Origin of the sequence: Gordonia liuliyuniae, assembly GCF_021739025.1 — a bacterium.
Classification (GTDB): Bacteria; Actinomycetota; Actinomycetes; order Mycobacteriales; family Mycobacteriaceae; genus Gordonia; species Gordonia liuliyuniae.
In genome coordinates, this window is sequence record NZ_JAKKOT010000004.1 from 155,605 (window position 1) to 178,227 (window position 22,623).

The window sequence follows — 22,623 nt, forward strand, 5'->3', positions numbered from 1 at the left end:
CGACCGATGACCGAGTACCGGATCGACGACCTCGCACGGGAGTCTGGCACCACGACTCGGAACATCCGCGGATACCAGGAGCGCGGGCTGCTGCCGATGCCGTTGCGTCGCGGCCGAGTGGCGATCTACACCGAACGGCATCTGGCGAATCTTCGGGCGATCAACGACCTCCTCGGCAAGGGCTTCAACCTCAAACACATCGCGACGTTCCTGACGAACCCTCGTGCGCGGGTTGGTGAGGCCTTGGAGCTCCCGGACGTGCTCGGCGAACACTGGTCGCGCGAGCCGCGTCGTCGGATGACGACGCGCGAGGTGGCGGCGAAACTGGGGTCGGCCGACGACGCGACGATCGACCGACTCGTGCGTGCGGGCATCGTGCGCAGGATCGACGGTACGACCGACGTCGAAGCCGTCGACGCCCGAATCGTCGACAACCTCGCGACCCTGATCGACCGCGGGATGCCGTTCGAGGCGGTCGTTCGCACACACGCCGAGTTCACCGAGAAACTGTCGGACGCGGTGCGTGTCCTGATGCGTGCGGGCCACGACGAATTCATCCGCCGCGAAGGCGTCGGCTGGGTTCCGCGGACGCCCGACGAGCTCGCGTGGGTGACCGACCTCCTGGCAGCGATGCGTCAGGCCGCCACGGACAACGCGTACACCGCGCTGGACCGTGCTCTCGATGCCGCGCTCGACGAGCAACTCCGCGAATACGAGGAGACGGCCGACCGGCCGATCCGCCCGTAGGCGCGGCTGGTCAGTGACGCCCGGCTGGTCAGGGGTCCGACTCGCGCGGACACGGCTCACCCGCCGAGGGATCGTTCGGTCTCGCGGGTATGATTCTCGTGGAAGTGTCCGGCTCGACAACGCCGTCCCGGGCACTGCGAATCGACGGTTGACGCCAGTCGATTTCACCGATCTGACATCCGCTGACAGATCTGTACCGCTGCCTACCGCAAGCGACGCAGGTCAGTGACCGAACGGTGTGTGTGCTGCCTCGCAATATCGAGGAGCGGGCGCACCAGGTCACAACAAGCGGGACAATGTCAGCGACGAATACAACGAGTTCCACAAGAACACGATCGAGAAGAGGCAGCGACACCAATGACCTCCACGAAGCAGACGATCATCTACACGCTGACGGACGAGGCTCCTCGCCTGGCGACCGAAGCGTTCCTGCCGATCATCCGCACCTTCGCCGAACCCGCCGGAATCGACGTCGAGACGAGCGACATCTCGGTCGCCTCTCGGATCCTGGCCACCTTCCCGGACTATCTGACCGACGAGCAGAAGGTTCCCGACAACCTCGCCGAACTGGGTCGTCTCACGCAGTCCCCGGAAACCAACATCATCAAGCTGCCGAACATCAGTGCGTCGGTGCCGCAGTTGAACGCCGCGATCCGTGAACTGCAGGAGAAGGGTTTCGCGGTACCGGACTTCCCGCAGGATCCGAAGACTCCCGAAGAGGAGCAGATCCGCGACCGCTACTCGGCGTGCCTCGGCAGCGCCGTGAACCCGGTTCTGCGCGAAGGCAACTCGGATCGTCGCGCGCCGAAGGCAGTCAAGGAGTACGCGCGTGAGAACCCGCACAGCATGGGCAAGTGGTCGATGGCGTCGCAGTCGCATGTCGCGCACATGACGCACGGCGACTTCTACGCCGGCGAGAAGTCGATGATCATGGACCATGCGTGTGAGGCTCGCATGGAGGTGGTGACGCCCGACGGTCAGACGCACCTCATGAAGACCGTGCCGCTCGACGACGGTGACGTCATCGACAGCATGTTCATGAGCAAGAAGGCGCTCCTGGACTTCTACGAAGAGCAGCTCAACGACGCCAAGGAGACCGGCGTCATGTTCTCGCTGCACGTCAAGGCCACCATGATGAAGGTCTCGCATCCGATCGTATTCGGTCACTGCGTCAAGGTGTTCTACAAGGACGCGTTCGCCAAGCACGGTGACCTTTTCGACGAGCTCGGCGTCAACGTCAACAACGGTATGGCCGACCTGTACGAGAAGATCGAGACCCTGCCGGCGTCGAAGAAGGAAGAGGTCATCGAAGACCTCCACCGCTGCCACGAGCACCGGCCGGAACTGGCCATGGTCGACTCGGCGCGGGGCATCTCGAACTTCCATTCGCCGAGCGACGTGATCGTGGACGCCTCGATGCCCGCCATGATCCGCATCGGCGGAAAGATGTACGGCGCCGACGGTCGCAAGAAGGACACCAAAGCGGTGATGCCGGAGTCGACGTTCGCCCGCATCTACCAGGAGATCATCAACTTCTGCAAGACCAACGGCTCGTTCGACCCGACCACCATGGGCACCGTCCCCAACGTCGGTCTCATGGCGCAGAAGGCGGAAGAGTACGGATCGCACGACAAGACCTTCGAGATCCCCGAAGACGGCATCGCCAACATCGTCGACGCGTCGACCGGCGAGGTCCTGCTGTCGCAGAACGTCGAAGCGGGTGACATCTGGCGCATGTGCATCGTCAAGGATGCGCCGATTCGCGATTGGGTGAAGCTCGCCGTGACCCGCTCGCGCGAGTCGGGCATGCCTGCCGTGTTCTGGTTGGATCCGTACCGCCCGCACGAGAACAACCTGATCACCCTGGTCAAGAAGTACCTGCAGGACCACGACACCGAGGGTCTGGACATTCAGATCATGTCGCAGGTTCGCGCGATGCGGTACACGCTCGAGCGCGCATGGCGCGGCCTCGACACGATTTCGGTGACCGGAAACATCCTGCGTGACTACCTCACCGACCTCTTCCCGATCCTGGAACTGGGCACCAGCGCCAAGATGCTGTCCATTGTCCCGTTGATGGCGGGCGGCGGCCTCTACGAGACCGGTGCGGGCGGCAGTGCGCCCAAGCATGTCAAGCAGCTCGTCGAAGAGAACCACCTCCGGTGGGATTCGCTCGGTGAGTTCCTCGCGCTCGCGGCGAGCCTGGAGGACCTCGGCCGCAAGAACGACAATCCGAAGGCGAAGGTTCTCGCCGAGACCCTGGACGCGGCGACCGGCAAGTTGCTGACGAACCGGAAGTCGCCGTCGCGCACCACCGGTGAGCTCGACAACCGCGGCAGCCAGTTCTACCTCGCGCTCTACTGGGCGCAGGAGTTGGCCGCGCAGACCGCCGACGCCGAGCTGGCGGCGCACTTCGCCCCGCTCGCCGAGAAGCTCGCCGCAGATCAGCAGATGATCATCGACGAACTGTCCGCGGTGCAGGGCAACCCGGTCGATCTCGGTGGATACTACGAGGCGGACGTCGAGAAGATGGTTGCCGCGATGCGTCCGAGTGCGACGCTGAACGCGGACTTCGAATCGGTTCGCGGCTGACCTGTCACCACGAAAGCGACCCCCGAGAATCCTCGGGGGTCGCTTTCGTAGTGTCGCGCGTGGGCCAGGGGCCGACTCAGAGAACGTCGTCGACGACGAGACCCTTCGCTTTGGGGATGGCCATCGAGCTGACGAACGCGACCACACAGACCGCCAGGCAGACGAGCACCGTGATCGAGTACGCGGTGATCGTCGGTGTCACGACGACACCCGCACGCGTGTGCGTCGTGACGGTCGACGCGGTCAGCACCATGCCGACGACCGCGGTGGACGTCGACGTGCCGATGGCGCGCATCAGGGCGTTGACACCGTTGGCTTCGCCGGTCTGCGACGTCGGGACCACCTGCATGATCAGGGCGGGCATCGCAGAGTAGGCCAGACCGAGTCCCGCGCCGACCAACGCGCCGGACAACAGGACGGACAGCCAGTTGACGGTCCACGGGCCTTGCAACGCGAGCAGGAACACCACGTAGCCTGCGCCGATCACGAGGCCCCCGAGGGCGAGGGAGATGCGGGCGCCGCTGCGGTCGGTGAGCCATGCGCTGACATAGGAGAACCCGAACATGACCACGCCCATCGGCATCAGGACGAGACTCGCGAGAACCATGCTCATGCCGACCCCGCCCGGCGTCTCGGTGGGTGCCATCAGGAGTTGGATCGGCGCCATCTGCGACGCATAGAACGCGAAGCCGGTCGCGATCGAAGCAATGTTCGTCAACATGATCGGTCTGCTCGTCAGCACGTCCAGGTCGATGAGGGCGTTGCTCGCGCGTCGCTCCCACCGCCACCAGACGACGGAGGCGACCACGAACGCGGCGAACAGCCCGACAGTGATCGGTGCGCTCCAACCCCATTCGGCGCCCTTCGACACGGGCAGGAGCACGAACGTGAGGACCGCGGTGAGTCCGACGGCGCCGAGCATGTCGAACTGTCCGCCGGAACGTTCGGGGCTCTCCGGGACGTACAGGCGAAGCCCGGCGGCGCCGGCGAGGGCGGTCGCCGCGCTGACCCAGAAGAGCGCGTGCCAGCTGACGTGTTCGGCGATGATCGCGGCGAACGGCAGCCCGAGCGCACCGCCCACACCGAGAGACGCGCTCATGGCACCGACCGACGCCCCGAGTCGGTTGGCCGGGACGATGTCGCGCAGGATGCTGATGCCGACGGCGATCGTGCCGATACCGATGCCCTGGAGGGCTCGGCCCACGAGAAACGGAATCAGTGCGGTCGACAACGCGCAGATGATCGAGCCGACCGCGACGAACCCCATGTTGGTGATCATCACGCGCCGTTTGCCCACCATGTCGCCGAGCCTGCCCGCGATCGGTGTCGCGACAGCGCCGACGAGCAGGGTGATGGTCAGCGCCCAGGAGGCGTTGTTCGACGTGGTGTTGACGAGCGAGGGAAGTTGGGGGATGAGCGGGACGATGATCGTCTGCATGAGCGAGACGACAATGCCTGTCGCGCACAGGACTATGACGGCGATCCGAGGGTACGGTTGTGACGTAGTCAGGGTTTTCAACTTTCTAGACAACTATTCATCGTCAACCCTATGGCCTGCCCGCGTCATTCCATGCCGCTCGATCCGCCGATTCGGCAGTGTCTCTCGTCACCGGCTCGAGGAGTCTCGATTCCGCTGGGGTGCGGGGACGGGCAGGTCAGAACTCGTACTTGTCGAGGAAGTCGTCGATGGCGGCGGCGAACACCTGGTTGTCGTCGCCTGCCACCATGTGGCCTGCCGAGCTGACGTCGGCTACGTCGGCGTGGGGGACGAGGTCACGCATCTTGGCGACGCCTGCTTCGCTGACCACGTCCGATTGTCCGCCCCGGACGATCAGCGTCGGGATGTCGATCTGTCGTGCGGCGGCACCGAGTCGTTCGGGATCGGTGTGGCGGCGGGGTTCGTTCCCGGACGCCATGATGAACTGTGGATCCCAATGCCAGTACCAGCGTCCGTCGTCGTGGAGTCGGACGTTCTTCTTGAGGCCTTCGAGGTTCCTGGGGCGTTCACGCCCGGGGTTGTAGTCGGTGACCGCATCGGCGACTTCGTCGAGTGTCGCGAAACCGTCGATGTGGTCGGTCATGAACGCCTTGATGCGGTCGATGCCTTCGGGTTCGACGTGGACGACGACGTCGACCATCACGAGGGCGGCAGCGGTGCCCGAATGTTCGCCCGCCGTGCACAGACTGGTGATTCCGCCGAGGGACGCGCCGATGAGGACCGGCGCCCGCCCGATCGTCTCGATGATGTGGCGGAGGTCGCCGACGAACGCGTCGATGCCGTAGTCGCCGTCGGCCGCCCAACTGCTGTCGCCGTGCCCTCGGAGGTCGATCGTGTAGACGTCGCGGCCTCGCGCCGCGAGTGCGGATGCGCTTCGATCCCACGAATGGCGTGTCTGTCCGCCGCCGTGGAGCAGCATGATCGGAGCCTTCGACGATGCCTGAGCGACCCATCGGTCGCCGGCTATCCGCATCGACCCGCGGTCGAGAACAAACGGCTCAGGCAAGATGTCAGACATTCGTGTTCCTTCAGTTGTCATTCGATATTTCAAACCTACACATAGGCGGAATAGCCTCCTGTTTGGGGTGGTGAGACCGGTTTGCGAGGTCCTCGATTGAATATGTTTCGAAATCGAAACCTAGTAGTTCGGTGACGAGGTCGGTAATACCCGCTATCCTCATTGCGGGGTCAATGCTGACGCATTCACCTGAACCGGATGTGACAGAGAATTGAAGGGGATCAAATGACGAAGATCGTGCGCCGTCGCTCGGCCGGCATCATCGCGGCTCTGGCCGTGACGACTCTGGTCGCCGCAGGATGCAGTGACGACAAGGACGACGACGCTTCGAAGGCGTCGGGCACCGCCACCGAGCAGTCCGCCGACATGAGCGGTTCGGAGTCGGCTTCGGCATCGGGAACTGAGAACAGTGAGGATGTCTCGCTCGACGCTGCGGACGGATCGAAGGTCACGCTGACCGGCCCGATCGCCGCGAAGTACTCGTCGGCGACCGAGAAGCAGAAGACGGACCTCGGCAAGCCCATGACCGGCGAAGATGCGTCCGGTAAGGGCGAGAACGGCGTCTCGTTCCAGCAGTTCGACGGCGGCGTCATCACCGCGAAGGGCGACAACGCTTACGTCACGTGGGGCAAGATCCGCGACGCGTGGAACGTCGACCGCGACAAGTCGGGCAAGCCGTCCGACGACGGCGAAGGCGGCTCGGCGGGTCCGTTGGGCGCACCGACCAGCGACGAGACCGAAGAGGGCGACATGAAGAAGTCGACCTTCGAGCACGGTGAGATCACCTATAACACCAAGACTCAGAAGGTCGAGGTCACCGTCGACGGTAAGGTCGTCGACACCGAGTAATCGGATTTCGACTCCGGAATGCCCCGTCTGCGACCGCAGGCGGGGTATTTCTGTGCTTATCCCAGTCGGGTGGGGTTTATCGCGGTTGTGCGCGAATTGGGGAGATGCGCCAACGACTCTGGTGAAATTGCTGGTGTACCGTCGGCCACGTGACCGGTGCGCACGGACGATGGAACCACAACATCCACTATCACCGCGTGGTGCTCGACGCAGTACCCGACGATGCTCGGTCGGCGTTGGACGTCGGGACCGGTAACGGACTGCTCGCCGCCGATCTTCGTACACGGATCGGGGACGTCACCGCGATCGACGTCGACGAGCATGTTCTCGGGTCGGCACGCGACGAGATCGACGGGGTGCGCTGGATCTGTGGCGACGTCATGGATTACGAGCTCGACACGTTCGATGTGGTCGCCTCGGTGGCGACGTTCCATCATCTGCCGGATCCGCGGGCGGCGCTCCGACGCCTCGCGGACCTGACCGCGCCGGGTGGTGTGTTGGTTATCCTGGGACTCGCGCGGCCGTCGAATCCAGTCGACTACGCATACGCGGTCGCCGGAGTCTTCCAACACCGTTGGCTGTCCTGGCGCAACGGATACTGGGAGCATTCAGCTCCGACCGTCTGGCCGCCACCGCAGACCTATACACAGGTCAGAGGCGACGTTCTCGACGAGTTGCCCGGCGCGACGTGGCAGCGTCTGCCCATGTTCCGGTACTCGGTGCTCTGGCGGAGACCCTACGGTCCGCCCGGTCGTGCCTAGAGTCCCGGACTGCGGGTCTCAGGCCTGGGGCGCGTCGTCGACCAGTTGGTGTCGAACGTCGTACGCAGAGCGCATGCGTCCCATCTCGATGTCACGCTGCCGGTACCCGCGGGCGACGAGTTCGTCACGCCCGCTCGCCGCGATGACGCGGAGTTTCTCGCCCGAGGAGAGCGCGGTGACGAACTCAATGTCGTCTGCGCCAGGCCCGGGGGAGGTCAGCCGGTAGAGATCTTCCACGCGGACGTGAGCGTGGATGACGCGTACGCGGACGGTGCAGGCGAACCCGTCGCAGTCGCGGCGCATGCCGCCGGGACTGATGACGTTGTTGGCAGCCTTCACGAGATGATCCGGCCCACCGGCCCCGGGAAACCCCTGATATGTGAACCAGGGTCGGGGTCAGGGCGCTCCCGGATGTGCGTACCTGCTGGTCAGCGTTAGTTTCATCGTGATGATGAACCTCGACGACGGAGCCCGGCAATGATCTCAGCACACGAACTGACCAAACGATACGGCGATAAGGCCGCCGTCGCCGGGATCGACTTCACGGTGAAACCGGGGAAGGTGACCGGGTTCCTCGGACCGAACGGCGCCGGTAAGTCGACGACGATGCGGATGATCCTCGGATTGGATCGCCCCACCTCCGGCTCGGTCACCGTCAACGGTCACCCGTACACGGAGTCGGCCGCGCCGCTGCGCGAAGTCGGCGCACTGCTCGAAGCTCACGCGGTGCATCCCGGCCGATCCGCGCTCGGACACCTGCGGTGGCTTGCCGCGAGCAACGGCATTTCGCATGCACGGGTACGACAGATCCTCGACCATGTCGGACTCGAAGGCGTGGCTGCGACGCGGGCAGGCAAGTTCTCTCTCGGCATGCGTCAGCGACTCGGTATCGCGGCGGCGCTCCTCGGCGATCCGCCCGTGGTGATCCTCGACGAGCCGGTCAACGGCCTCGACTCCGAAGGCATCAGGTGGGTGCGGCGACTCTGTCGGCAACTCGCCGACGAGGGACGTACCGTCTTCGTCTCCTCCCATCTCATGGCGGAGATGTCCCTGATGGCTGACCATCTCATCGTCATCGGGCAGGGAACGATTCTCGCGGACGCGTCCATGACGGACTTCATGACCGATCACGCCCCCAGCTATGTACGGCTGCGGACTCCCGAACCCGCCGACGCCCGGCGAGCGCTCGCACGGGCCGGACTCAACGCTGCCCCGGTCGGTGACGAACTGCGCATCGACAACGTGAACGCATCGTCGGTCGGCGACGTGCTGTACGACGCGGGCGTCCGCGTCCACGAACTGTCGGGGGTGCAGTCCTCACTCGAGGAGGCTTTCATGACCCTGACCGCCGACGCCGTCGAATATCACGCGCACCTGGACCGATCCGCAGCCGAACCGACGCTCGAAGGAGCCTTCTGATGACTACCGCAACCATGCCGGCCCGGCGCGTCGACGCGACGTTCGCCGAGTCCGCCGCTCCCGGATTCGGAGCCGTGCTCCGTGCGGAATGGATCAAACTGTTCTCGGTCCGCTCCACCTGGTGGACGCTCGGCGCCACTGTGGTGCTCGGAGCCGGTCTCACCATCGTCCTGTGCGCCGCGAACGCCGAATGGCTCGCCTCGGACACCGCCGACGAGGCACCCGGTTCGTTCATCACGTGGGGCATGATGGTCGCCCAGATCTGCGCCGTGGTCATCGGTGCGCTCTGTGTGACCAACGAGTACGGCACCCGCATGGTGCAGGCGACATTCGCCGCCGTCCCGTCGCGAGGCCGGGTGATGCTCGCGAAATCGCTGCTCGTCAGTTCGTTGATGTTCGTCGTCGGCACCTACACCGCACTGCTCGGATACTTCGGGGGCAACTATTTCCTCGATGCTCAAGGCATCGGGTTGTCGTTCGACGGCGCAGTCGCGCGGTCCATGTACGGCAGCGGCCTGTTCCTGGCGGGCATCGCCCTGCTCGGTGTCGCAGTCGGATTCCTCGTGCGACACACCGCGGGAACCATCACCGTCGTGCTCGCCGTCATCCTGATCCTCGGCAACATGGTGATGATGGTGCCGGGCGCTTTCGGAGAATGGCTCGGCAAGCTGATGCCGGGCAACGCGGGGCAGGCCATCTCCACTCCCGTCCCGTTCACACCGGATCTCCTGTCGGCGTGGCCCGGGTTCGGCGTGTTCGCCGCCGAAGTGGCTGCCGTCCTAGCGGTCGCGTGGGTGATGCTCCGCCGGCGCGACGTATAAGCCGCAGCGTTGGCACTCGAACCGCTCCTGGGGAGCGGTTCGAGTGCCAACGTGTGCTAGTGCCTCGTATCGCTAATTCCTTAATGGTTGGCAGCGCCCCGCTGCACATCTGGCGGCGTTGTCGTCGGTCGCGATACCCACCGGTATCCCTTCCTCCTCCGCCTTGCCAGCTGCACAGCGGAACACCACCAACCGTCGAGGAATTAACGACACGCGACACTAGTGCCGAGACGACGGAGGGTTCAGCTTCCGTCGTTCCACTGTGTTCGTGCCCGTCACGACGCTCAACGGGGGGACGTCCTTCGCGACGACCGTGCCCGCACCGACCACGGAGTCGTGGCCGATCGTGACACCCGGTGCGATGGTGGCGCCCGCACCGATCCACACGTTGTCTTCGATGACGATCGGCGCGTGGGTGATGTAGTCGAATCGTTCGTCGGGCTCCACGGGGTGCCCGGAGGTGCTCAGCGTGACGCGCGGGCCGATCAGTACCCGATCGCCGATGGTGATGCCGCCGTAGTCGAGTAGGAAGCAGCCCTGGTTGATGAACACGCGGTCGCCGAACGAAGTGTGGAGGCCGTAGTCGGAGTAGAAGGGCGGCAGAATCGACAGCGAGTCCGGGGCCGGTCGCCCGAAGATCTGCGTGAACTTCGCGGCGCGGCCGGCCGTGTCGGTGAAGGCCAACGCGTTGAGTTCGGCACACAACGCCATCACGGTCTGAACGCGCGCCGCGAACGCCTTGGATTCGGGAGTTCGGGTCGGCATCCGTTGTTCCTCGCGCATGCCGACGAGGATGCCAGCCGCGCGCGACCTACGCGCGACGACACTCCGCCCGGCCGCGTCGCGGCACCAACGACGGGCTGGCCGGGTCGGTCTGTCCTACAGTGCGAGGATGAGCGTGCGACGAGACTTCGAAACGGGAAACCTGCCGGACTGGGAGCCGGCGAGCGGTGTGTCCGAGGTACTGGCACGCCGATATCTGACGACGGATGCGGCACGGCAGGCGAAGGTCGAGGCGTGGCACGCGAAGGGGCGTCGTACGGCGCGTGAAAACATCGCCGATCTCGTCGACGAGGGGTCGTTCGTCGAGTACGGGAGGTTCGTCACGCCCGCTCAGGAAGGTACGCGGGGGCTCATGGACCTGGTCCTCGACGGCCCGGCGGACGGGATCATCGGCGGCACTGCGACCATCGGCGCCCGGGCCTGCGCAGTTCTCTCGTACGACTACCTGGTGATGGCCGGGACGCAGGGCATGCGTGGTCACCGCAAATCGGATCGGCTTATCGAGGTCGCGACCCGCATGAGTCTGCCGACGGTGTTCTTCACCGAAGGCGGCGGTGGACGGCCCGGCGACGTCGACTGGCCGATGGTGTCGGCGCTCGATGTCGGATCGTTTGCGTTGTGGGGCGCCCTGACCACGCCGCGCATCGCCGTGGTGTCGGGTCGATGCTTCGCGGGCAATGCGGTGCTCGCGGGTTCGGCGGACCTGCGGATCGCCACCCCGGACGCCAATCTGGGGATGGCGGGCCCGGCGATGATCTCCGGCGGCGGACTCGGTGACTTCGCGCCAGAGGAGATCGGGCCCGTCTCCGATCAGGAGCCCAACGGTGTGCTCGACGTCGTCGTCGACGACGAGGCCGACGCGGTCGCCGTCGTCAAACGGATCATCGGATACCTCGATCAGACGGCGCCGACGACCGTCCTCGACGACCGCCGACAGGGCTTGCTGCGAGATGCGTTGCCCGCCAACGACCGCGAAGCCTTCGACGTCTGCCCGGTGGTCGAGACGATCGCGGACGAGGACACCGTCACATGGCTGCGTCCGGCGTACGCGCCCGAACTGGTCACGGCGCTCGCGCGAATCGGCGGCCACCCGGTCGGGGTCGTCGCGAACCAATCGACTCATGAGGCAGGCGCGATCACCGCGGATGCGTCCCGCAAGGCGGCCGACTTCCTCGAACTGTGCGAGCGGTGGCGTCTGCCCGTGGTGTCGTTGGTCGACACCCCGGGGTTCATGGTCGGGCCCGACGCCGAGCGCGGGGGACTGGTGCGGGAGGCGTCGCGCATGGTGAATGCGGGAGCTCGGTTGACGACGCCGTTGATCGGCATCGTGCTGCGACGCGGGTACGGTCTCGGCGCGCAGGCGATGCTCGGTGGCAGCACCCATCGGCCCCTGATGACCGCGGCGTGGCCGACCGCTCACCTGGGGCCGATGGGGTTGGAGGGCGCGGTCCGTCTCGGCATGGCCAAACAACTCGCGGCGATGCCACCGGACGAGCGTGAAGACGTCGTCCACCGTGCCACGGCGGAGATGCGCGACCACGCGAAAGCGCTCAACGCCGCACGGCATTTCGAGATCGATGACGTGATCGACCCGATCGCGACGCGAGCCCTGATCGTTGCGACGATCAGTCGCGCGTGACGGCCGTCACGCTACCGGCGCCGCCCGTTCGTGGGGCGTAAATGCGTTGACCGGCGGACGCCGTCGTACGACGATCCTCGGATGATCATTCGTAGAGAGCGTACCGCCGATGTTCCCGCCATCCGTTCGGTGACGTCCGCAGCGTTCACGAAGGCCGAGCGCAGCGCACCGCCCAGCGGTCCAGGGGCGGACCCGGGCGAAGTGGCCCTGATCGACAGCCTGCGCGCTGGGTCCGAGTGGATTCCAGAACTGTCGTTGGTAGCCGTCGACGGCGAACAGGTCATCGGTCACGTCGTGTGCTCCCGTGCGTGGGTGGACGGTAGGCCGGCCGCTGGCCTGGGCCCGTTGAGCGTGGCTCCCGACCGGCAGAGTTCCGGGGTCGGCAGCGCCCTCATGCACGCTGTCCTCGGCGCGGCCGACGCTCTGGGCAACCCGATCGTCGGGCTGCTCGGCGAACCGGCATACTACGGCCGGTTCGGCTTCGTCCCGGCTGCGACGACGGGAGTCGTCGCTCCGGATGCGTCTTGGGGCGACTACTTCCAGGTGCGGACGCTGTCCGCGTACCACGGCGAGGCTGGAGGTTTCCGCTACGCGGCGGCGTTCGACGACGTGTGACCCATCGATACCGCTCTGATTATCGGACAATTTCCATAGTTGTTGAAAAAGTGTTGTCGCCTGGCCCGAGGTAGCGCTACCGTCGTCAGGCGAGTTCAACAACGACGACAGAATCGAGTAGACCAGTGACGTCTGCGAGCGAACCAGTCGGAGCAGGTCCGGACCCTCGGCGGTGGAAGGCGCTGGTGTTCATCTGCCTTGCGCAATTGATGGTGGTGCTCGACGGCACCGTCGTGAACATCGCTCTGCCGTATGCGAAGCACGATCTGAACATCAGCGATGCGAATCAGCAGTGGCTGATCACCGCGTACGCGCTCGCCTTCGGCGCGCTGCTGCTCTTCGGCGGCAGGATCGCCGATCTCTGGGGCCGACGACGTGCGCTCATGATCGGACTCGTGGGTTTTGCGTTCGCCTCCGCTCTGGGCGGCGCCGCAGTCAACGAAGCGATGCTGTTCGGGGCGCGGGCGCTCCAGGGCGCATTCGGGGCGTTGCTGGCTCCCGCCGCGCTGTCGTTGCTGACCGTCATGTTCACCACTCCGAAAGAACGTGCACGTGCGTTCGGCATCTTCGGTGCCATCGCCGGTGGCGGCGCGGCCGTGGGCCTTCTCTTGGGCGGACTGCTGACGCAGGTGCTGGACTGGCGCTGGACCATGTACATCAACGTCGTGTTCGCCGCCGTTGCGTTGGCCGGGGCCATCATGGAGATCAAGGAACCACCGCGAGATCACGATCACGTGGTGAAACTCGACATCCTCGGCGTCATTCTGGCGGGCGCAGGCCTCGCCGCGGTGGTGTACGGGTTCAGTCGGGCGTCGGAGACCAGCTGGACCGACACCGGGACGGTGGCGAGCCTCGTCTCCGCTGTGGTCCTGCTGGCGCTGTTCGTCGCGTGGCAGACCAGGAGCAGCTATCCATTGCTACCGCTCCGGGTGATCACCGATCGGGCTCGCGGCGGCGCATACCTCGCCGTCGGATTGTCAGTGATCGCGATGTTCGGCTCCTTCCTGTACCTGACGTTGTACATGCAGACCGTGCACCACTATTCGCCGCTCAGTGCGGGCGTCGCCTTCCTTCCGATGGTGCTCGGTATGTTGATCGGGTCCACGCAGATCGCGGCACGGCTGATCACGCGGGTTCCGCCGAGAAATCTCTTGGTCCCCGGCGCCCTTCTCGCCGCGTGCGGAATGTTGCTCTTCACCCAGATATCGGCGGATTCCACCCGATATTGGAGTGTGATCTTCCCGGCCCTGCTCATGCTCGGCATGGGGATGGGCACCGTGTTCATGACCGCGATGAATTTGGCGACATTCGGTGTGGAACCGCATGATGCCGGTGTCGCTTCGGCCATGGTGAACACGTCGCAGCAGGTGGGCGGCGCCATCGGCACCGCGTTGCTGAACACGTTGGCCGCCAATGCGGCGAGTGCCTACATCACCAGCAACAAAGGATCTATACGAGGGCCCGACGACGTCGCACACATGCAGGCTCTCGCCCTGGTGCACGGCGAGAGCGTCGGCTTCTATGTCGCCGCGGGTATTCTCGCCGCAGTCGCTGTGATCACGGGTCTCTTGATCAATGTCCGTCAGCCGATCGGTACGCTCAACGAACCGACCGACGCCGCACCGGCCCCGGCATGAACCGTGGCCGGTGGCCGACATCAGAGATCGTCGCAGGCGAACGATCGCGTGGCTATTCGCAGGCTCGACGTCATGACACCTTGAGAACTGCACGGAAGTGCACGGTCGCCGCCATCATCTTGTCGTAGGCTTCGGGCGCCTTCTCCAACGGGAACACCTCGATGACCGGCCGGGCGCCGGTGAGGATGCTGAACTTGATCGCATCTGCCATCGAGTCCGCCTCGGTGAAGGTGCCCTTGACCGTTGCTTGCCCACCGAGGAAGTCGAGTGCGGACCAGCCGATCGGGTCATCGGAGACGGCGGCGAGGACCAGCTCGCCGCCGGTGGCCAGACCACCCAGCAGGGGATTGATGACGTCGGCGTGCGGGGCGGTCGCGATGATGACGGTGGCCCCGCCGAGCTCGGTCAGGCGCTCGGCGACGTCGTCGGCCGCAGCGTCGATGTAATGGTGGGCGCCGAGGTCGCGCGCGAGGTCGGCCTTATCCGTGCCGCGAGAGATCGCCACGACTTCGTATCCGGCCTTCGCGGCGTACTGCACGGCGAGGTGGCCCAGGCCACCGATGCCGGAGACGGCGACGAGGTCGCCGATGCGTGCCTTGCTGTTCTTCAAAGCGCTGAAGACGGTCTCGCCCGCACACAAGATCGGTGCGGCTTCCTCCGGGCTGATGCCGTCAGGGATCGCGACCACACTGTCCTGGTAGGCCGTCATGTATTCGGCGTAGCCGCCGTCGATCGTCATGCCGGTCGTCTCGCCGTGGCCCGCATGCCAGCCGACGCCGACGCGCTGGCCGGGTTGCCACCCGTCGACCCCGGCGCCGACGGAATCGATCACACCGACGACCTCGTGGCCGGGGATTCTCGGGTACGACGATGCCCACCCGTCGACGATCTTCGCCTCGCCATGGCACACGCCGCACGCCTCGACCTTGATCCGCACCTGCTCGTCGTCCGGTTCGGGAACCGGAACGCTGATGAGCTCCAATGCCTGTCCCACCGCGGGAACATGGACAGCCTTCATCGTCTTGCTCGTCACCGAAATCTCCTCGTGCTCCATCGCGCACCGCGCGCGAGTTGAGCCGACCGTGCGGCCGGTGAGTACACCGTCGCAGCCCGGCACCGCCGGCGGGTTGCCCGATCATGGCCGAAATCTGCCTGATAGTGCCGCCGCGCCATTCTCGTCGTGACCGGTCCCTGCCGTCAGTCAGTCAGTCAGCCACTCAATCGGCGGGCGGTACCGGGTCGTCCCGCTGGGCGATCTCACGCAAACGCTCCTGGACGCGGGCGAGATCCTGGCGTGGCGGGCTGCCGAACTCTCGCTTGTACTCGCGCGTGAACTGGGAGACGCTCTCGTATCCGACGTAGACGGCCGCGTCGGCGACACTGCTAGTACCTTCGAGCAACATCCGACGAGCTTCGCTGAGCCGCAACACCTTCTGGCATTGCAACGGGCCCATCTGGACGGCGCTCCGGAACTTCCGGTGAAAGGCCGACGGGCTCAACCCACTCGCACGCGCGAGTTCGTCGACCGTGAACGACTGCCGGTAGTTCTGCTTGATCCAGCTGTTGACGTGGTAGATGTCGGACGCACCGTGCAGGTTGACGACGGTGCCGGCGACTGCGTGACCGTGGCGGCCGATCAAGAGTCGATAGACGATCTCGCGGCGCAGGTGTTTGGACATGAACGTGCTGTCCGTTTGCGTGCTGACCTTGACGAGTCGAGCTAGGGCGTCCAGCAGTTGCGCATCTCCGTCAGGCGACGCGTCGCCTGACGGACCGCCGCCGGTGGGTCCCTCGTCCAGCTCGAGGAGCACAGAGCCGATCTCGTCGATGGAGAAGTCGACAATCAGCGCGAGCCACGAGTCTGTTGCGTCGGCCATTGTCGGCGTCTGGACCTCGGATACGACGTAGTTTCCGGCTTCGAACTGTCGGACGGCGCCCAGTTGGTGCAGGGCCAACGTACCGACGAGCACGAACATTACGTACGGTCGCTCCAGGCTCGGCATCCGCACCGTGCCACGCTCGCCCCGGTAGACGGCGAGTCCGGGCATCAGGGGGTGAACATCGACGGCGTCGGGTGTCAGGTCCAACACTGCGCGCCGCAATGTCTCCACTGCGTCAGCCGCGTCGCGCATCGTGCGTCTCCTGTGAACGGGGTACGGCATCGAGTCTATCGGTATGGCAATCGGGCTTCGTCTGCTCGCTCGCGGCGAGATCGAGTGCCGACTCGGCTCAGACGTCGGTGAGCAGTTCGGTAGCGAGTAGTCGCACGCGGGCGGCGATGTCGTCGCGTACGAGCCGCATGCGTTCGATTCCGTCGATGCCGCGTTCGGACGGCTCGTCGGTGTCCCAGTTGACGACTCGGACTCCGGGCCGGTCGACGACCGCCTCTCGGCCGAGCGTGACGACGAGGTCGACGCGGTGGAGTACATCGGGGTCGATCGGCTTCGGTACTTCGCCGATGATGTCGATGCCGATCTCACGTAACGACTCGGCGGACAGTGCATTGACCGCGGTGCCGGGTCGAGTGCCCGCCGAGTGGACTTCGACGGTGGCGCCGGCGACGTGCGTCATGAGCCCGGCGGCCATTTGGGACTTGCCGCCGTTCTTGACGCAGACGAAGAGGACCGACGGACGTGTCACCGGACGTTCCTTGCGGCTGTCGTCGGGGCGGCGGTGATCGGGAAGCGTCTCCGCAGCGCGAGTGAGACGTAGACGAGGGCGACGAGAACCGGTACTTCGATGAGCGGTCCGACGACGCCCGCGAGCGCCTGGCCGGAGGTGGCGCCGTAGGTGCCGATGGCGACTGCGATCGCGAGTTCGAAATTGTTGCCGGCCGCGGTGAACGCGAGTGTGGTGGTCCGGGCGTAGCCCAGGCGCATTGCTGCACCGAGCAGGTAACCGCCGCCCCACATGACGGCGAAGTAGGCCAGCAGGGGGAGTGCGATTCGCACGACGTCCCACGGCTTGGATGCGATCTGGTCCCCTTGCAGGGAGAACAGGATCACGATGGTGAACAGGAGTCCGTAGAGGGCCCAGGGGCCGATCTTGGGAATGAACGATTGTTCGTACCAGTCGCGGCCTTTGGTGCGTTCGCCGATCCGCCGGGAGAGGTAGCCGGCCACGAGTGGAATGCCGAGGAAGATCAGGACTGACTTCGCGATCTGCCAGGGCGAGGCATCGATCGTGGTCTGCTCGAGGCCGAGCCAGCCGGGCAGGACCGACAGATAGAACCAGCCGAGGACGGCGAACATGATGATCTGGAACACCGAGTTGATCGCAACCAGAACGGCGGCGGCTTCGCGGTCTCCGCAGGCGAGGTCGTTCCAGATGATGACCATCGCGATGCAACGTGCGAGACCGACAATAATCAGGCCGGTCCGGTACTCGGGCAGGTCCGGCAGCATCAACCAGGCGAGAGTGAACATCAGCGCCGGGCCGATGACCCAGTTCAAGACGAGTGATCCGATGAGAAGCTTGCGGTCGCCGGTGACCGTGTCGAGGCGGTCGTAGCGGACTTTCGCCAGGACCGGGTACATCATGATTAGCAACCCGAGCGCGATAGGGAGGGAGATTCCGTCGATCTGGATGCTTTCGATGGCGGTGTTGAGGCCTGGGATCGCGCGACCCAACAGCAGCCCGACGAGCATCGCCACGCCGATCCAGATCGGTAGGAAGCGGTCGAGTGTGGAGAGTCTGCCGACGACATTCTCATCGGTGGGGGTGTTCATGACGGGCTTTCGGCAGTGAGGGTGTCCTGAGCCGGCGCGAGGATAGCGGTGAGCATTGCCAGGGATTCGGGGATGACGCGATAATGCACCCACGATGCACGGCGCTCGGATTCCAGGAGGCCGGCGGCTTTGAGGACCTTGAGGTGGTGCGAGATGGTCGGCTGTGAGACGTCGACGGCGGGGGAGATGTCGCAGACGCATGCTTCGCCACCGGCGTGGCTGGCGATCAGGCTGAACAGTCGCAGCCGAACAGGGTCGGCGAGTGCCTTGAACACCGACGACACCTGGTCGGCCTGATCGACCGACAACGGATCGCGAACCAGGGGCGAGCACCGCTGCGCTGTCACCTCACGGATCCCCATGGGTTTTGGATTAGACATTCATCAATATTGACGTATATCGAATCGCGTAGCAAACGGATGGCTTCGCCGAATCCCAGGTGTCGTCTGCCTTGCGGTTCGCGACACCTGGGGGCCAGGGGTGGGCTGGATCAGTTCGGGGTGCAACAGGGTGCGGCCGATTCGGTGTTGGCCGTCGTCGGTCCGTCGAGGAGCGCAGGTGCCTCACCGAAGTCCTCCGAGTCGGAGAGCACGGTGTACACCTCCCAGCGCTCAGCGTCGGGGGCACCGACCCAGACTTTGTCCTGCGTGGCGAAGCAGCAGGTCGTGTTGATTTGCTTCTCGGTGAACAGGCCCTCGCTGCTCAATCGGGCGATCTCCCGGTGCACCGTCTCGCTGGACTCGACCTCGATGCCGAGGTGGTTGATGCTGCCGCCCTGTCCGGGATTCTCCAGAAGCACCAGTTTCAAGGGAGGTTCTGCGATCGCGAAGTTCGCGTACCCGGGTTTGGTCTTGGCGGGAGTGGTGTTGAAGAGCTTGCTGTAGAACTCGATCGACGCTTGCAGGTCGTCGACGTTGAGGGCGAGCTGGACGCGTGACATGGGGAACCTCCGTGAGGGTTTGATGAATATCGAAGTGTGGCGCGGTTCCTGTTCTACCCAACCCTTCGATGTATGTCAAAGGCTTCGAGTATTGTGGGTGCATGCCCAAGTCCTTGCCTGTGATTGATGTCAGTGCCCCGATCTGTTGTGCGCCCCTGGGGTCCGGGCCGATGGCCGACGGGGACGCCGTCGAGTTGGCGCTACGGTTGAAGGCTCTGGCCGATCCTGTCCGGATCCAACTGATGGCGCTACTCATGGGCGCCGGGGGTGGAGAGATAGCGGCCAGTGAACTAGCTGGTGCGGTAGGCGTATCCGGCGGGACGGCGTCCCATCACCTCAGCCAACTTCGTTCGGCCGGGTTGGTCGTGTCCACTCGGCGTGGCGTGAACATTCTGTACCGTGCCGTACCGGCGAACCTGGAGGCGCTGCGGGGCGTTCTCGCGACCTGCTGCTGACCGGTAGTTGCGTGGGGTAGTGGGGACGGGCATCGTCGGCTGACCCTGGACAGCGCTGACGGCGAGGTCTGTGACCCGGCGGCCCCGCTCCCTCCCGGCCGCAAGGGGCGACGGCGCTAATGGCGTTTTCCAGGGTCGCCATTAGCTTGTTCTTGTCCCCTCCGAGGAGGGGCGACGACGGCTTCGCCGATGGCTTGGACATATCCGGTGAGATCGTCGAGGAGGTGTCGGCCTTCGGCGCCAAGCACTGTGATTGCTGAAGCCGGGGTGGCGACGGGAAGACGGTTCAGAACGGTCACATCGTGGTGCCAGGACAATGGCTGGGAGACGCCGAGTAGTTCGGCTGTGGTCGTTCGTCGGTGCCCAGAGCTGGTTCTGATCACGGCCAGTTGTGGTAGATGTCAACGGCGGGTGAAATCTGACCCCTTTCCGGCGCCGCCGCCCGGGGGCCAGTCTTCACGCGTCGTCGACATCAGGGGCTTCGAGCGCTACCGATGTTACTCGTCGAGCGCAGCGGTCACGTGCGCAGGAATCCGCCCCCGGCGAGGTGTGGTCGTACCGGTTCACCTCCGACAGGCGTATAGCGCTGCTCCGGACTGCGATGTGCCCCCGCCACCGCCTAATGCCATGTCGGCGCAGGCGCCTTTGCGGAGAGCGGGCGGGGACCCCCACTGTCATGCACTGCCATGCGTCGCAGAAAGCATAGGAAGCCCGAAGACAAGCTCACTACCTGTGAACAAGGGTTTCTGGTGCCCCGGTCAGACTCGAACTGACACTGGACGGGTTTTGAATCCGTTGCCTCAACCCGGCGGTCTTCTGTCCGGTTAGGAGCGGCCTCGTACGGTCCACTGCCAGTCGGGGAACTCCGTTTCGAGGCGGCGGATCATCCGCTCAGCGGTCAGTCGGCCTTTGTAGTAGTCGGCGCGACGGGAAGCGACCCAGGTGCCGATCGGGAATCCGTCGATCACGTCGCGCCGGCGGGCGTTGCTCGTCCCGTGGGCGGCGACGTAGCGGTGCAGATGCGCCAGTCCGGTCTCGAACGCGACAGCGAATGCCGCGTCCTGTTTTCTCCACTGCCAGTCCGGGAACTCGTTCTCGAACAGCGCGATCCGCTCGGCCGAGAGCCGCCCGACGCGGTAGTCGGTGCGGCGATTGGTCACTCACTGCCCGAGCGGGAATCCGTCGAAGACTTCGTGTTGACGGATATAGCTGGTTCCGTGCACGGCGACGTAGCGGCGGAAGTGCGCCAGCCCGGTCTCGGACATGGCGTCACGCACGTTCTACTGCCAGTCCGGGAATTCGGACTCGAGTCGCGCGACCCGCTCGGCGGACAGGCGGCCCAGCCGGTAGTCGGTACGCCGACTGTCGACCCAGGCCCCGAGCAGGAAACCGTTGATCGTCACGCCGCGGGGCGGCGAGCTCGAACCATGTTCGGCAACGTACCGGTGTAGGTGCTCGATCCCGGCCTCGAAGAGTCGATCGTAGGCACCACCACGTTTGCTCGAACCTGACTCGTCCTCGCTTGGCATTGCCTCACAGTCTGTTTCGGTCCGGTCTACGAGCGGGTCCACTCGAGTCCGAGGAGTGTCAGGGCGCGGGCCAGTTGTGGATCCGCGGGGTCGATAGGGGAGTGGTCGAGAATGTCGATGTGTGGGCTGATGTCGGGGTCGGCGGCGCGTTCGTAGAGCGCCCACATGCGCAGCTGGTCGCCGTGGCGGGAGTCGAACTCGATCCCGTCGACCGCTGGGTGCCCGTGGTCGGTGAGGGCGTAGATCCAGCGGGAGATGGCTTGGGTGAGTCCGCGGGGCCGTCCGTCCCGCAGGGCCGCCGTGTCGAGGTCATCGAGTCCGTAGCGGATGGCCAGCGGGCGAAAGACCGTCCGCAGGGTGGCGAGGCTGTCCGGGTCGGCGGGCACCGCGAACCGTCCGGTCAAGGTGCCGTGGCCGAGCATCCGTGCCTCGCACCACGATCGCGGGACGCGCCCGGGCAGCAGCGTGGGGTAGTCCTGCTCGTCCTCCTCGTCGACGACGATGTCGTCGAGCTCGGCGATCAGCTGCGGGCTGGGTCGGGCGAAGGCGAGGACTTCGAGGTAGCAGGCCAGGGGAGAGTCGGCGCAGTACAGGGTGCGCCACATGCCGTCGGGGTCGTCCCAGCGGCCGGCGAAGCGGCCGTCGGTGGCGTACTCCCACGGTGTCCACTCCCACGGACTGGGCGCGTACCTGACTCGATAGATCGGCGTGGCGGCATGGACGGCGGCGGCGATCGGGCCGTGCGGGGTGCCGATCGTCAAAGTGCGGGGTTGGTTCATCCCACCGCAGCGAACTGGCGGGCAGCATTGAGCACCTGGGGGCCGACGTCGACGAGCTCGCCGTCGCGCAACAGCAACGCCGGCGCCCGGTCGTCGAGGACTGGGTTGAGGCCCTGGAACCAGGCTTGGGCGACGGCCGGGGTGTCGCGTTCGGTGATCAGCCGGGCGGCGCGGTAGGCGATCCGGAGCCTTTCGACGTCCTCGGGGTTGGCGATGGTGCGGGTGCCATCAGCCCATTGCCGAACCGCCCGCGTCTCGCTCACCCGACCCAGGTAGGCGACCAGCCGCGCGCCGAGCAGATCTCGCAACGCAGCCACCAGTTCGGGCTGCGACATGCGAGCCGCCTCGGAGTAGGCCGCTAGATCCGGCCGGGGATGTGCTGCTGTCATGGTGATCACCTCTCGATACCAGTATAGATCCCACACTATATGACAGCTAGACCCCGAGCGGCATGACACCAAATCCACGACGATGGGGAAGCGAGGAACGTTGGGTGGGTGGTCGGGATGTTCGCGTCGGCGGGCACACTGTGACCGTGACCAGCTCATTCGATGAGGTGTCGCTCATCTGCACCGGTACGTCGCCGTGCACGGCCCCGGTAGTCCGCGCCGACGTGACGTCCTCAATGGGGTCAGCAACGACGTGCCGGGCCAGTAGTTTCTCCAGGATCAGTTGTACGCCAGCCACTTCGGCGACATTTCGCGAGTTCGTCTGAACGTAAGTTCGATGTGGGCGGGCCGCGATCATGTTGAGATGTCAGTGATCCTGGATAGGCGCGAGGCGTGAGGCGCTGTTTCGGCTGTGAACGGAGGA

At 65.3% G+C, this 22,623-nt stretch carries 25 protein-coding genes; 10 read left to right on the forward strand and 15 right to left on the reverse strand.

Annotation, left to right across the window (positions count from 1 at the left end):
* Window positions 1-6 precede the first annotated feature (6 nt).
* Together L5G28_RS09930 and L5G28_RS09935 are read left to right on the forward strand one after the other, a co-directional pair.
* Window positions 7-747 (forward strand): MerR family transcriptional regulator, encoded by a 741-nt coding sequence (locus L5G28_RS09930; protein ID WP_237001398.1) that lies wholly within the window; start codon window positions 7-9, stop codon window positions 745-747.
* Between the two features lie 357 nt (window positions 748-1,104).
* On the forward strand, window positions 1,105-3,339 hold the full coding sequence (locus tag L5G28_RS09935; RefSeq protein ID WP_237001399.1) for an NADP-dependent isocitrate dehydrogenase: 2,235 nt from the start codon (window positions 1,105-1,107) through the stop codon (window positions 3,337-3,339).
* Between the two features lie 76 nt (window positions 3,340-3,415).
* Here the strand turns inward: L5G28_RS09935 and L5G28_RS09940 are convergent, their stop codons facing one another.
* Window positions 3,416-4,858: an MFS transporter gene (locus L5G28_RS09940; RefSeq protein ID WP_372477206.1), complete on the reverse strand. Its 1,443-nt coding sequence runs from the start codon at window positions 4,856-4,858 to the stop codon at window positions 3,416-3,418.
* Between the two features lie 136 nt (window positions 4,859-4,994).
* On the reverse strand, window positions 4,995-5,855 hold the full coding sequence (locus tag L5G28_RS09945) for an alpha/beta fold hydrolase (protein WP_237001401.1): 861 nt from the start codon (window positions 5,853-5,855) through the stop codon (window positions 4,995-4,997).
* A gap of 225 nt (window positions 5,856-6,080) precedes the next feature.
* Here L5G28_RS09945 and L5G28_RS09950 point away from each other — a divergent pair, with 225 nt between their 5' ends.
* Entirely contained in the window at window positions 6,081-6,704 is a 624-nt protein-coding gene (locus L5G28_RS09950; RefSeq protein WP_237001402.1) for an LGFP repeat-containing protein, read from the forward strand.
* A 149-nt stretch (window positions 6,705-6,853) separates the two neighbouring features.
* Window positions 6,854-7,465 (forward strand): class I SAM-dependent methyltransferase, encoded by a 612-nt coding sequence (locus tag L5G28_RS09955; protein ID WP_237001403.1) that lies wholly within the window; start codon window positions 6,854-6,856, stop codon window positions 7,463-7,465.
* A gap of 18 nt (window positions 7,466-7,483) precedes the next feature.
* Here L5G28_RS09955 and L5G28_RS09960 read toward each other — a convergent pair whose 3' ends face one another.
* Window positions 7,484-7,804: a hypothetical protein gene (locus tag L5G28_RS09960; protein ID WP_372477207.1), complete on the reverse strand. Its 321-nt coding sequence runs from the start codon at window positions 7,802-7,804 to the stop codon at window positions 7,484-7,486.
* Between the two features lie 138 nt (window positions 7,805-7,942).
* Between L5G28_RS09960 and L5G28_RS09965 the strand changes: the two genes are divergently transcribed.
* Together L5G28_RS09965 and L5G28_RS09970 are read left to right on the forward strand one after the other, a co-directional pair.
* Entirely contained in the window at window positions 7,943-8,884 is a 942-nt protein-coding gene (locus L5G28_RS09965) for an ABC transporter ATP-binding protein (RefSeq protein ID WP_237001404.1), read from the forward strand.
* Complete coding sequence (locus L5G28_RS09970; RefSeq protein ID WP_237001405.1) at window positions 8,884-9,705, forward strand: ABC transporter permease; 822 nt, start codon at window positions 8,884-8,886, stop codon at window positions 9,703-9,705. Before L5G28_RS09965 ends, L5G28_RS09970 begins: the two co-directional genes overlap by 1 nt.
* Before the next feature lie 219 nt (window positions 9,706-9,924).
* On the opposite strand, the gene L5G28_RS19425 is transcribed toward L5G28_RS09970, so the two are convergent.
* Window positions 9,925-10,470, reverse strand: a complete 546-nt coding sequence (locus L5G28_RS19425; RefSeq protein ID WP_308191965.1) for a sugar O-acetyltransferase — start codon at window positions 10,468-10,470, stop codon at window positions 9,925-9,927.
* A 127-nt stretch (window positions 10,471-10,597) separates the two neighbouring features.
* Here L5G28_RS19425 and L5G28_RS09980 point away from each other — a divergent pair, with 127 nt between their 5' ends.
* The 3 genes from L5G28_RS09980 (at window position 10,598) to L5G28_RS09990 (ending at window position 14,379) form a co-directional block, all read left to right on the forward strand.
* On the forward strand, window positions 10,598-12,127 hold the full coding sequence (locus L5G28_RS09980) for an acyl-CoA carboxylase subunit beta (protein ID WP_237001406.1): 1,530 nt from the start codon (window positions 10,598-10,600) through the stop codon (window positions 12,125-12,127).
* Between the two features lie 81 nt (window positions 12,128-12,208).
* Window positions 12,209-12,742 (forward strand): GNAT family N-acetyltransferase, encoded by a 534-nt coding sequence (locus tag L5G28_RS09985; protein WP_237001407.1) that lies wholly within the window; start codon window positions 12,209-12,211, stop codon window positions 12,740-12,742.
* A 209-nt stretch (window positions 12,743-12,951) separates the two neighbouring features.
* Entirely contained in the window at window positions 12,952-14,379 is a 1,428-nt protein-coding gene (locus L5G28_RS09990) for an MFS transporter (protein WP_237001560.1), read from the forward strand.
* A gap of 70 nt (window positions 14,380-14,449) precedes the next feature.
* Here L5G28_RS09990 and L5G28_RS09995 read toward each other — a convergent pair whose 3' ends face one another.
* The 6 genes from L5G28_RS09995 to L5G28_RS10020 form a co-directional block, all read right to left on the reverse strand.
* Window positions 14,450-15,412, reverse strand: a complete 963-nt coding sequence (locus tag L5G28_RS09995; protein ID WP_237001408.1) for an alcohol dehydrogenase catalytic domain-containing protein — start codon at window positions 15,410-15,412, stop codon at window positions 14,450-14,452.
* Window positions 15,413-15,596: 184 nt separating this feature from the next.
* Window positions 15,597-16,511: an AraC family transcriptional regulator gene (locus L5G28_RS10000; RefSeq protein WP_237001409.1), complete on the reverse strand. Its 915-nt coding sequence runs from the start codon at window positions 16,509-16,511 to the stop codon at window positions 15,597-15,599.
* A gap of 97 nt (window positions 16,512-16,608) precedes the next feature.
* A complete protein-coding gene (locus L5G28_RS10005; RefSeq protein WP_372477208.1) occupies window positions 16,609-17,019 on the reverse strand; it encodes an arsenate-mycothiol transferase ArsC in 411 nt (136 codons plus the stop codon).
* Window positions 17,016-18,107 (reverse strand): ACR3 family arsenite efflux transporter, encoded by a 1,092-nt coding sequence (arsB, locus tag L5G28_RS10010; RefSeq protein ID WP_237001410.1) that lies wholly within the window; start codon window positions 18,105-18,107, stop codon window positions 17,016-17,018. Before arsB ends, L5G28_RS10005 begins: the two co-directional genes overlap by 4 nt.
* Entirely contained in the window at window positions 18,104-18,487 is a 384-nt protein-coding gene (locus L5G28_RS10015) for an ArsR/SmtB family transcription factor (protein ID WP_237001411.1), read from the reverse strand. The genes arsB and L5G28_RS10015 overlap by 4 nt, the downstream gene beginning before the upstream one ends.
* A 110-nt stretch (window positions 18,488-18,597) precedes the next feature.
* The gene (locus L5G28_RS10020; protein WP_237001412.1) at window positions 18,598-19,047 is read right to left on the reverse strand and encodes an ArsI/CadI family heavy metal resistance metalloenzyme; all 450 of its coding nucleotides are present in this window, start codon (window positions 19,045-19,047) and stop codon (window positions 18,598-18,600) included.
* A 101-nt stretch (window positions 19,048-19,148) separates the two neighbouring features.
* Here L5G28_RS10020 and L5G28_RS10025 point away from each other — a divergent pair, with 101 nt between their 5' ends.
* Window positions 19,149-19,502, forward strand: coding sequence for an Rv2640c family ArsR-like transcriptional regulator (locus tag L5G28_RS10025; RefSeq protein ID WP_237001413.1), 354 nt, complete (start codon window positions 19,149-19,151; stop codon window positions 19,500-19,502).
* 824 nt (window positions 19,503-20,326) lie between these two features.
* Here the strand turns inward: L5G28_RS10025 and L5G28_RS19430 are convergent.
* Genes L5G28_RS19430 through L5G28_RS10040 form a run of 5 tightly spaced genes read right to left on the reverse strand, consistent with a single transcriptional unit; the run spans window position 20,327 to window position 22,199 of the window.
* Window positions 20,327-20,662 (reverse strand): helicase associated domain-containing protein, encoded by a 336-nt coding sequence (locus L5G28_RS19430; RefSeq protein ID WP_308191967.1) that lies wholly within the window; start codon window positions 20,660-20,662, stop codon window positions 20,327-20,329.
* Entirely contained in the window at window positions 20,663-20,779 is a 117-nt protein-coding gene (locus L5G28_RS19435; protein WP_308191968.1) for a helicase associated domain-containing protein, read from the reverse strand.
* Window positions 20,780-20,782: 3 nt separating this feature from the next.
* Window positions 20,783-21,031: a helicase associated domain-containing protein gene (locus tag L5G28_RS19440; protein ID WP_308191969.1), complete on the reverse strand. Its 249-nt coding sequence runs from the start codon at window positions 21,029-21,031 to the stop codon at window positions 20,783-20,785.
* A 26-nt stretch (window positions 21,032-21,057) separates the two neighbouring features.
* The gene (locus L5G28_RS10035; RefSeq protein WP_237001414.1) at window positions 21,058-21,810 is read right to left on the reverse strand and encodes an RES domain-containing protein; all 753 of its coding nucleotides are present in this window, start codon (window positions 21,808-21,810) and stop codon (window positions 21,058-21,060) included.
* A complete protein-coding gene (locus L5G28_RS10040) occupies window positions 21,807-22,199 on the reverse strand; it encodes a hypothetical protein (RefSeq protein WP_237001415.1) in 393 nt (130 codons plus the stop codon). The genes L5G28_RS10035 and L5G28_RS10040 overlap by 4 nt, the downstream gene beginning before the upstream one ends.
* Between the last annotated feature and the right edge of the window lie 424 nt (window positions 22,200-22,623).

Bases quoted from the DNA above. Each gene is read 5' to 3' on its own strand.
- L5G28_RS19440 (WP_308191969.1), bottom strand. From the start codon at position 21,031: ATGCCAAGCGAGGACGAGTCAGGTTCGAGCAAACGTGGTGGTGCCTAC.
- L5G28_RS09990 (WP_237001560.1), top strand. From the start codon at position 12,952: ATGGTGGTGCTCGACGGCACCGTCGTGAACATCGCTCTGCCGTATGCG.
- L5G28_RS10025 (WP_237001413.1), top strand. From the start codon at position 19,149: ATGCCCAAGTCCTTGCCTGTGATTGATGTCAGTGCCCCGATCTGTTGT.
- L5G28_RS09980 (WP_237001406.1), top strand. From the start codon at position 10,598: ATGAGCGTGCGACGAGACTTCGAAACGGGAAACCTGCCGGACTGGGAG.
- L5G28_RS09950 (WP_237001402.1), top strand. From the start codon at position 6,081: ATGACGAAGATCGTGCGCCGTCGCTCGGCCGGCATCATCGCGGCTCTG.
- L5G28_RS10015 (WP_237001411.1), bottom strand. From the start codon at position 18,487: ATGTCTAATCCAAAACCCATGGGGATCCGTGAGGTGACAGCGCAGCGG.
- arsB (WP_237001410.1), bottom strand. From the start codon at position 18,107: ATGAACACCCCCACCGATGAGAATGTCGTCGGCAGACTCTCCACACTC.
- L5G28_RS10035 (WP_237001414.1), bottom strand. From the start codon at position 21,810: ATGAACCAACCCCGCACTTTGACGATCGGCACCCCGCACGGCCCGATC.
- L5G28_RS10040 (WP_237001415.1), bottom strand. From the start codon at position 22,199: ATGACAGCAGCACATCCCCGGCCGGATCTAGCGGCCTACTCCGAGGCG.
- L5G28_RS09985 (WP_237001407.1), top strand. From the start codon at position 12,209: ATGATCATTCGTAGAGAGCGTACCGCCGATGTTCCCGCCATCCGTTCG.
- L5G28_RS09970 (WP_237001405.1), top strand. From the start codon at position 8,884: ATGACTACCGCAACCATGCCGGCCCGGCGCGTCGACGCGACGTTCGCC.
- L5G28_RS19425 (WP_308191965.1), bottom strand. From the start codon at position 10,470: ATGCCGACCCGAACTCCCGAATCCAAGGCGTTCGCGGCGCGCGTTCAG.
- L5G28_RS09935 (WP_237001399.1), top strand. From the start codon at position 1,105: ATGACCTCCACGAAGCAGACGATCATCTACACGCTGACGGACGAGGCT.
- L5G28_RS09930 (WP_237001398.1), top strand. From the start codon at position 7: ATGACCGAGTACCGGATCGACGACCTCGCACGGGAGTCTGGCACCACG.
- L5G28_RS09965 (WP_237001404.1), top strand. From the start codon at position 7,943: ATGATCTCAGCACACGAACTGACCAAACGATACGGCGATAAGGCCGCC.
- L5G28_RS09945 (WP_237001401.1), bottom strand. From the start codon at position 5,855: ATGTCTGACATCTTGCCTGAGCCGTTTGTTCTCGACCGCGGGTCGATG.
- L5G28_RS10020 (WP_237001412.1), bottom strand. From the start codon at position 19,047: ATGTCACGCGTCCAGCTCGCCCTCAACGTCGACGACCTGCAAGCGTCG.
- L5G28_RS10000 (WP_237001409.1), bottom strand. From the start codon at position 16,511: ATGCGCGACGCGGCTGACGCAGTGGAGACATTGCGGCGCGCAGTGTTG.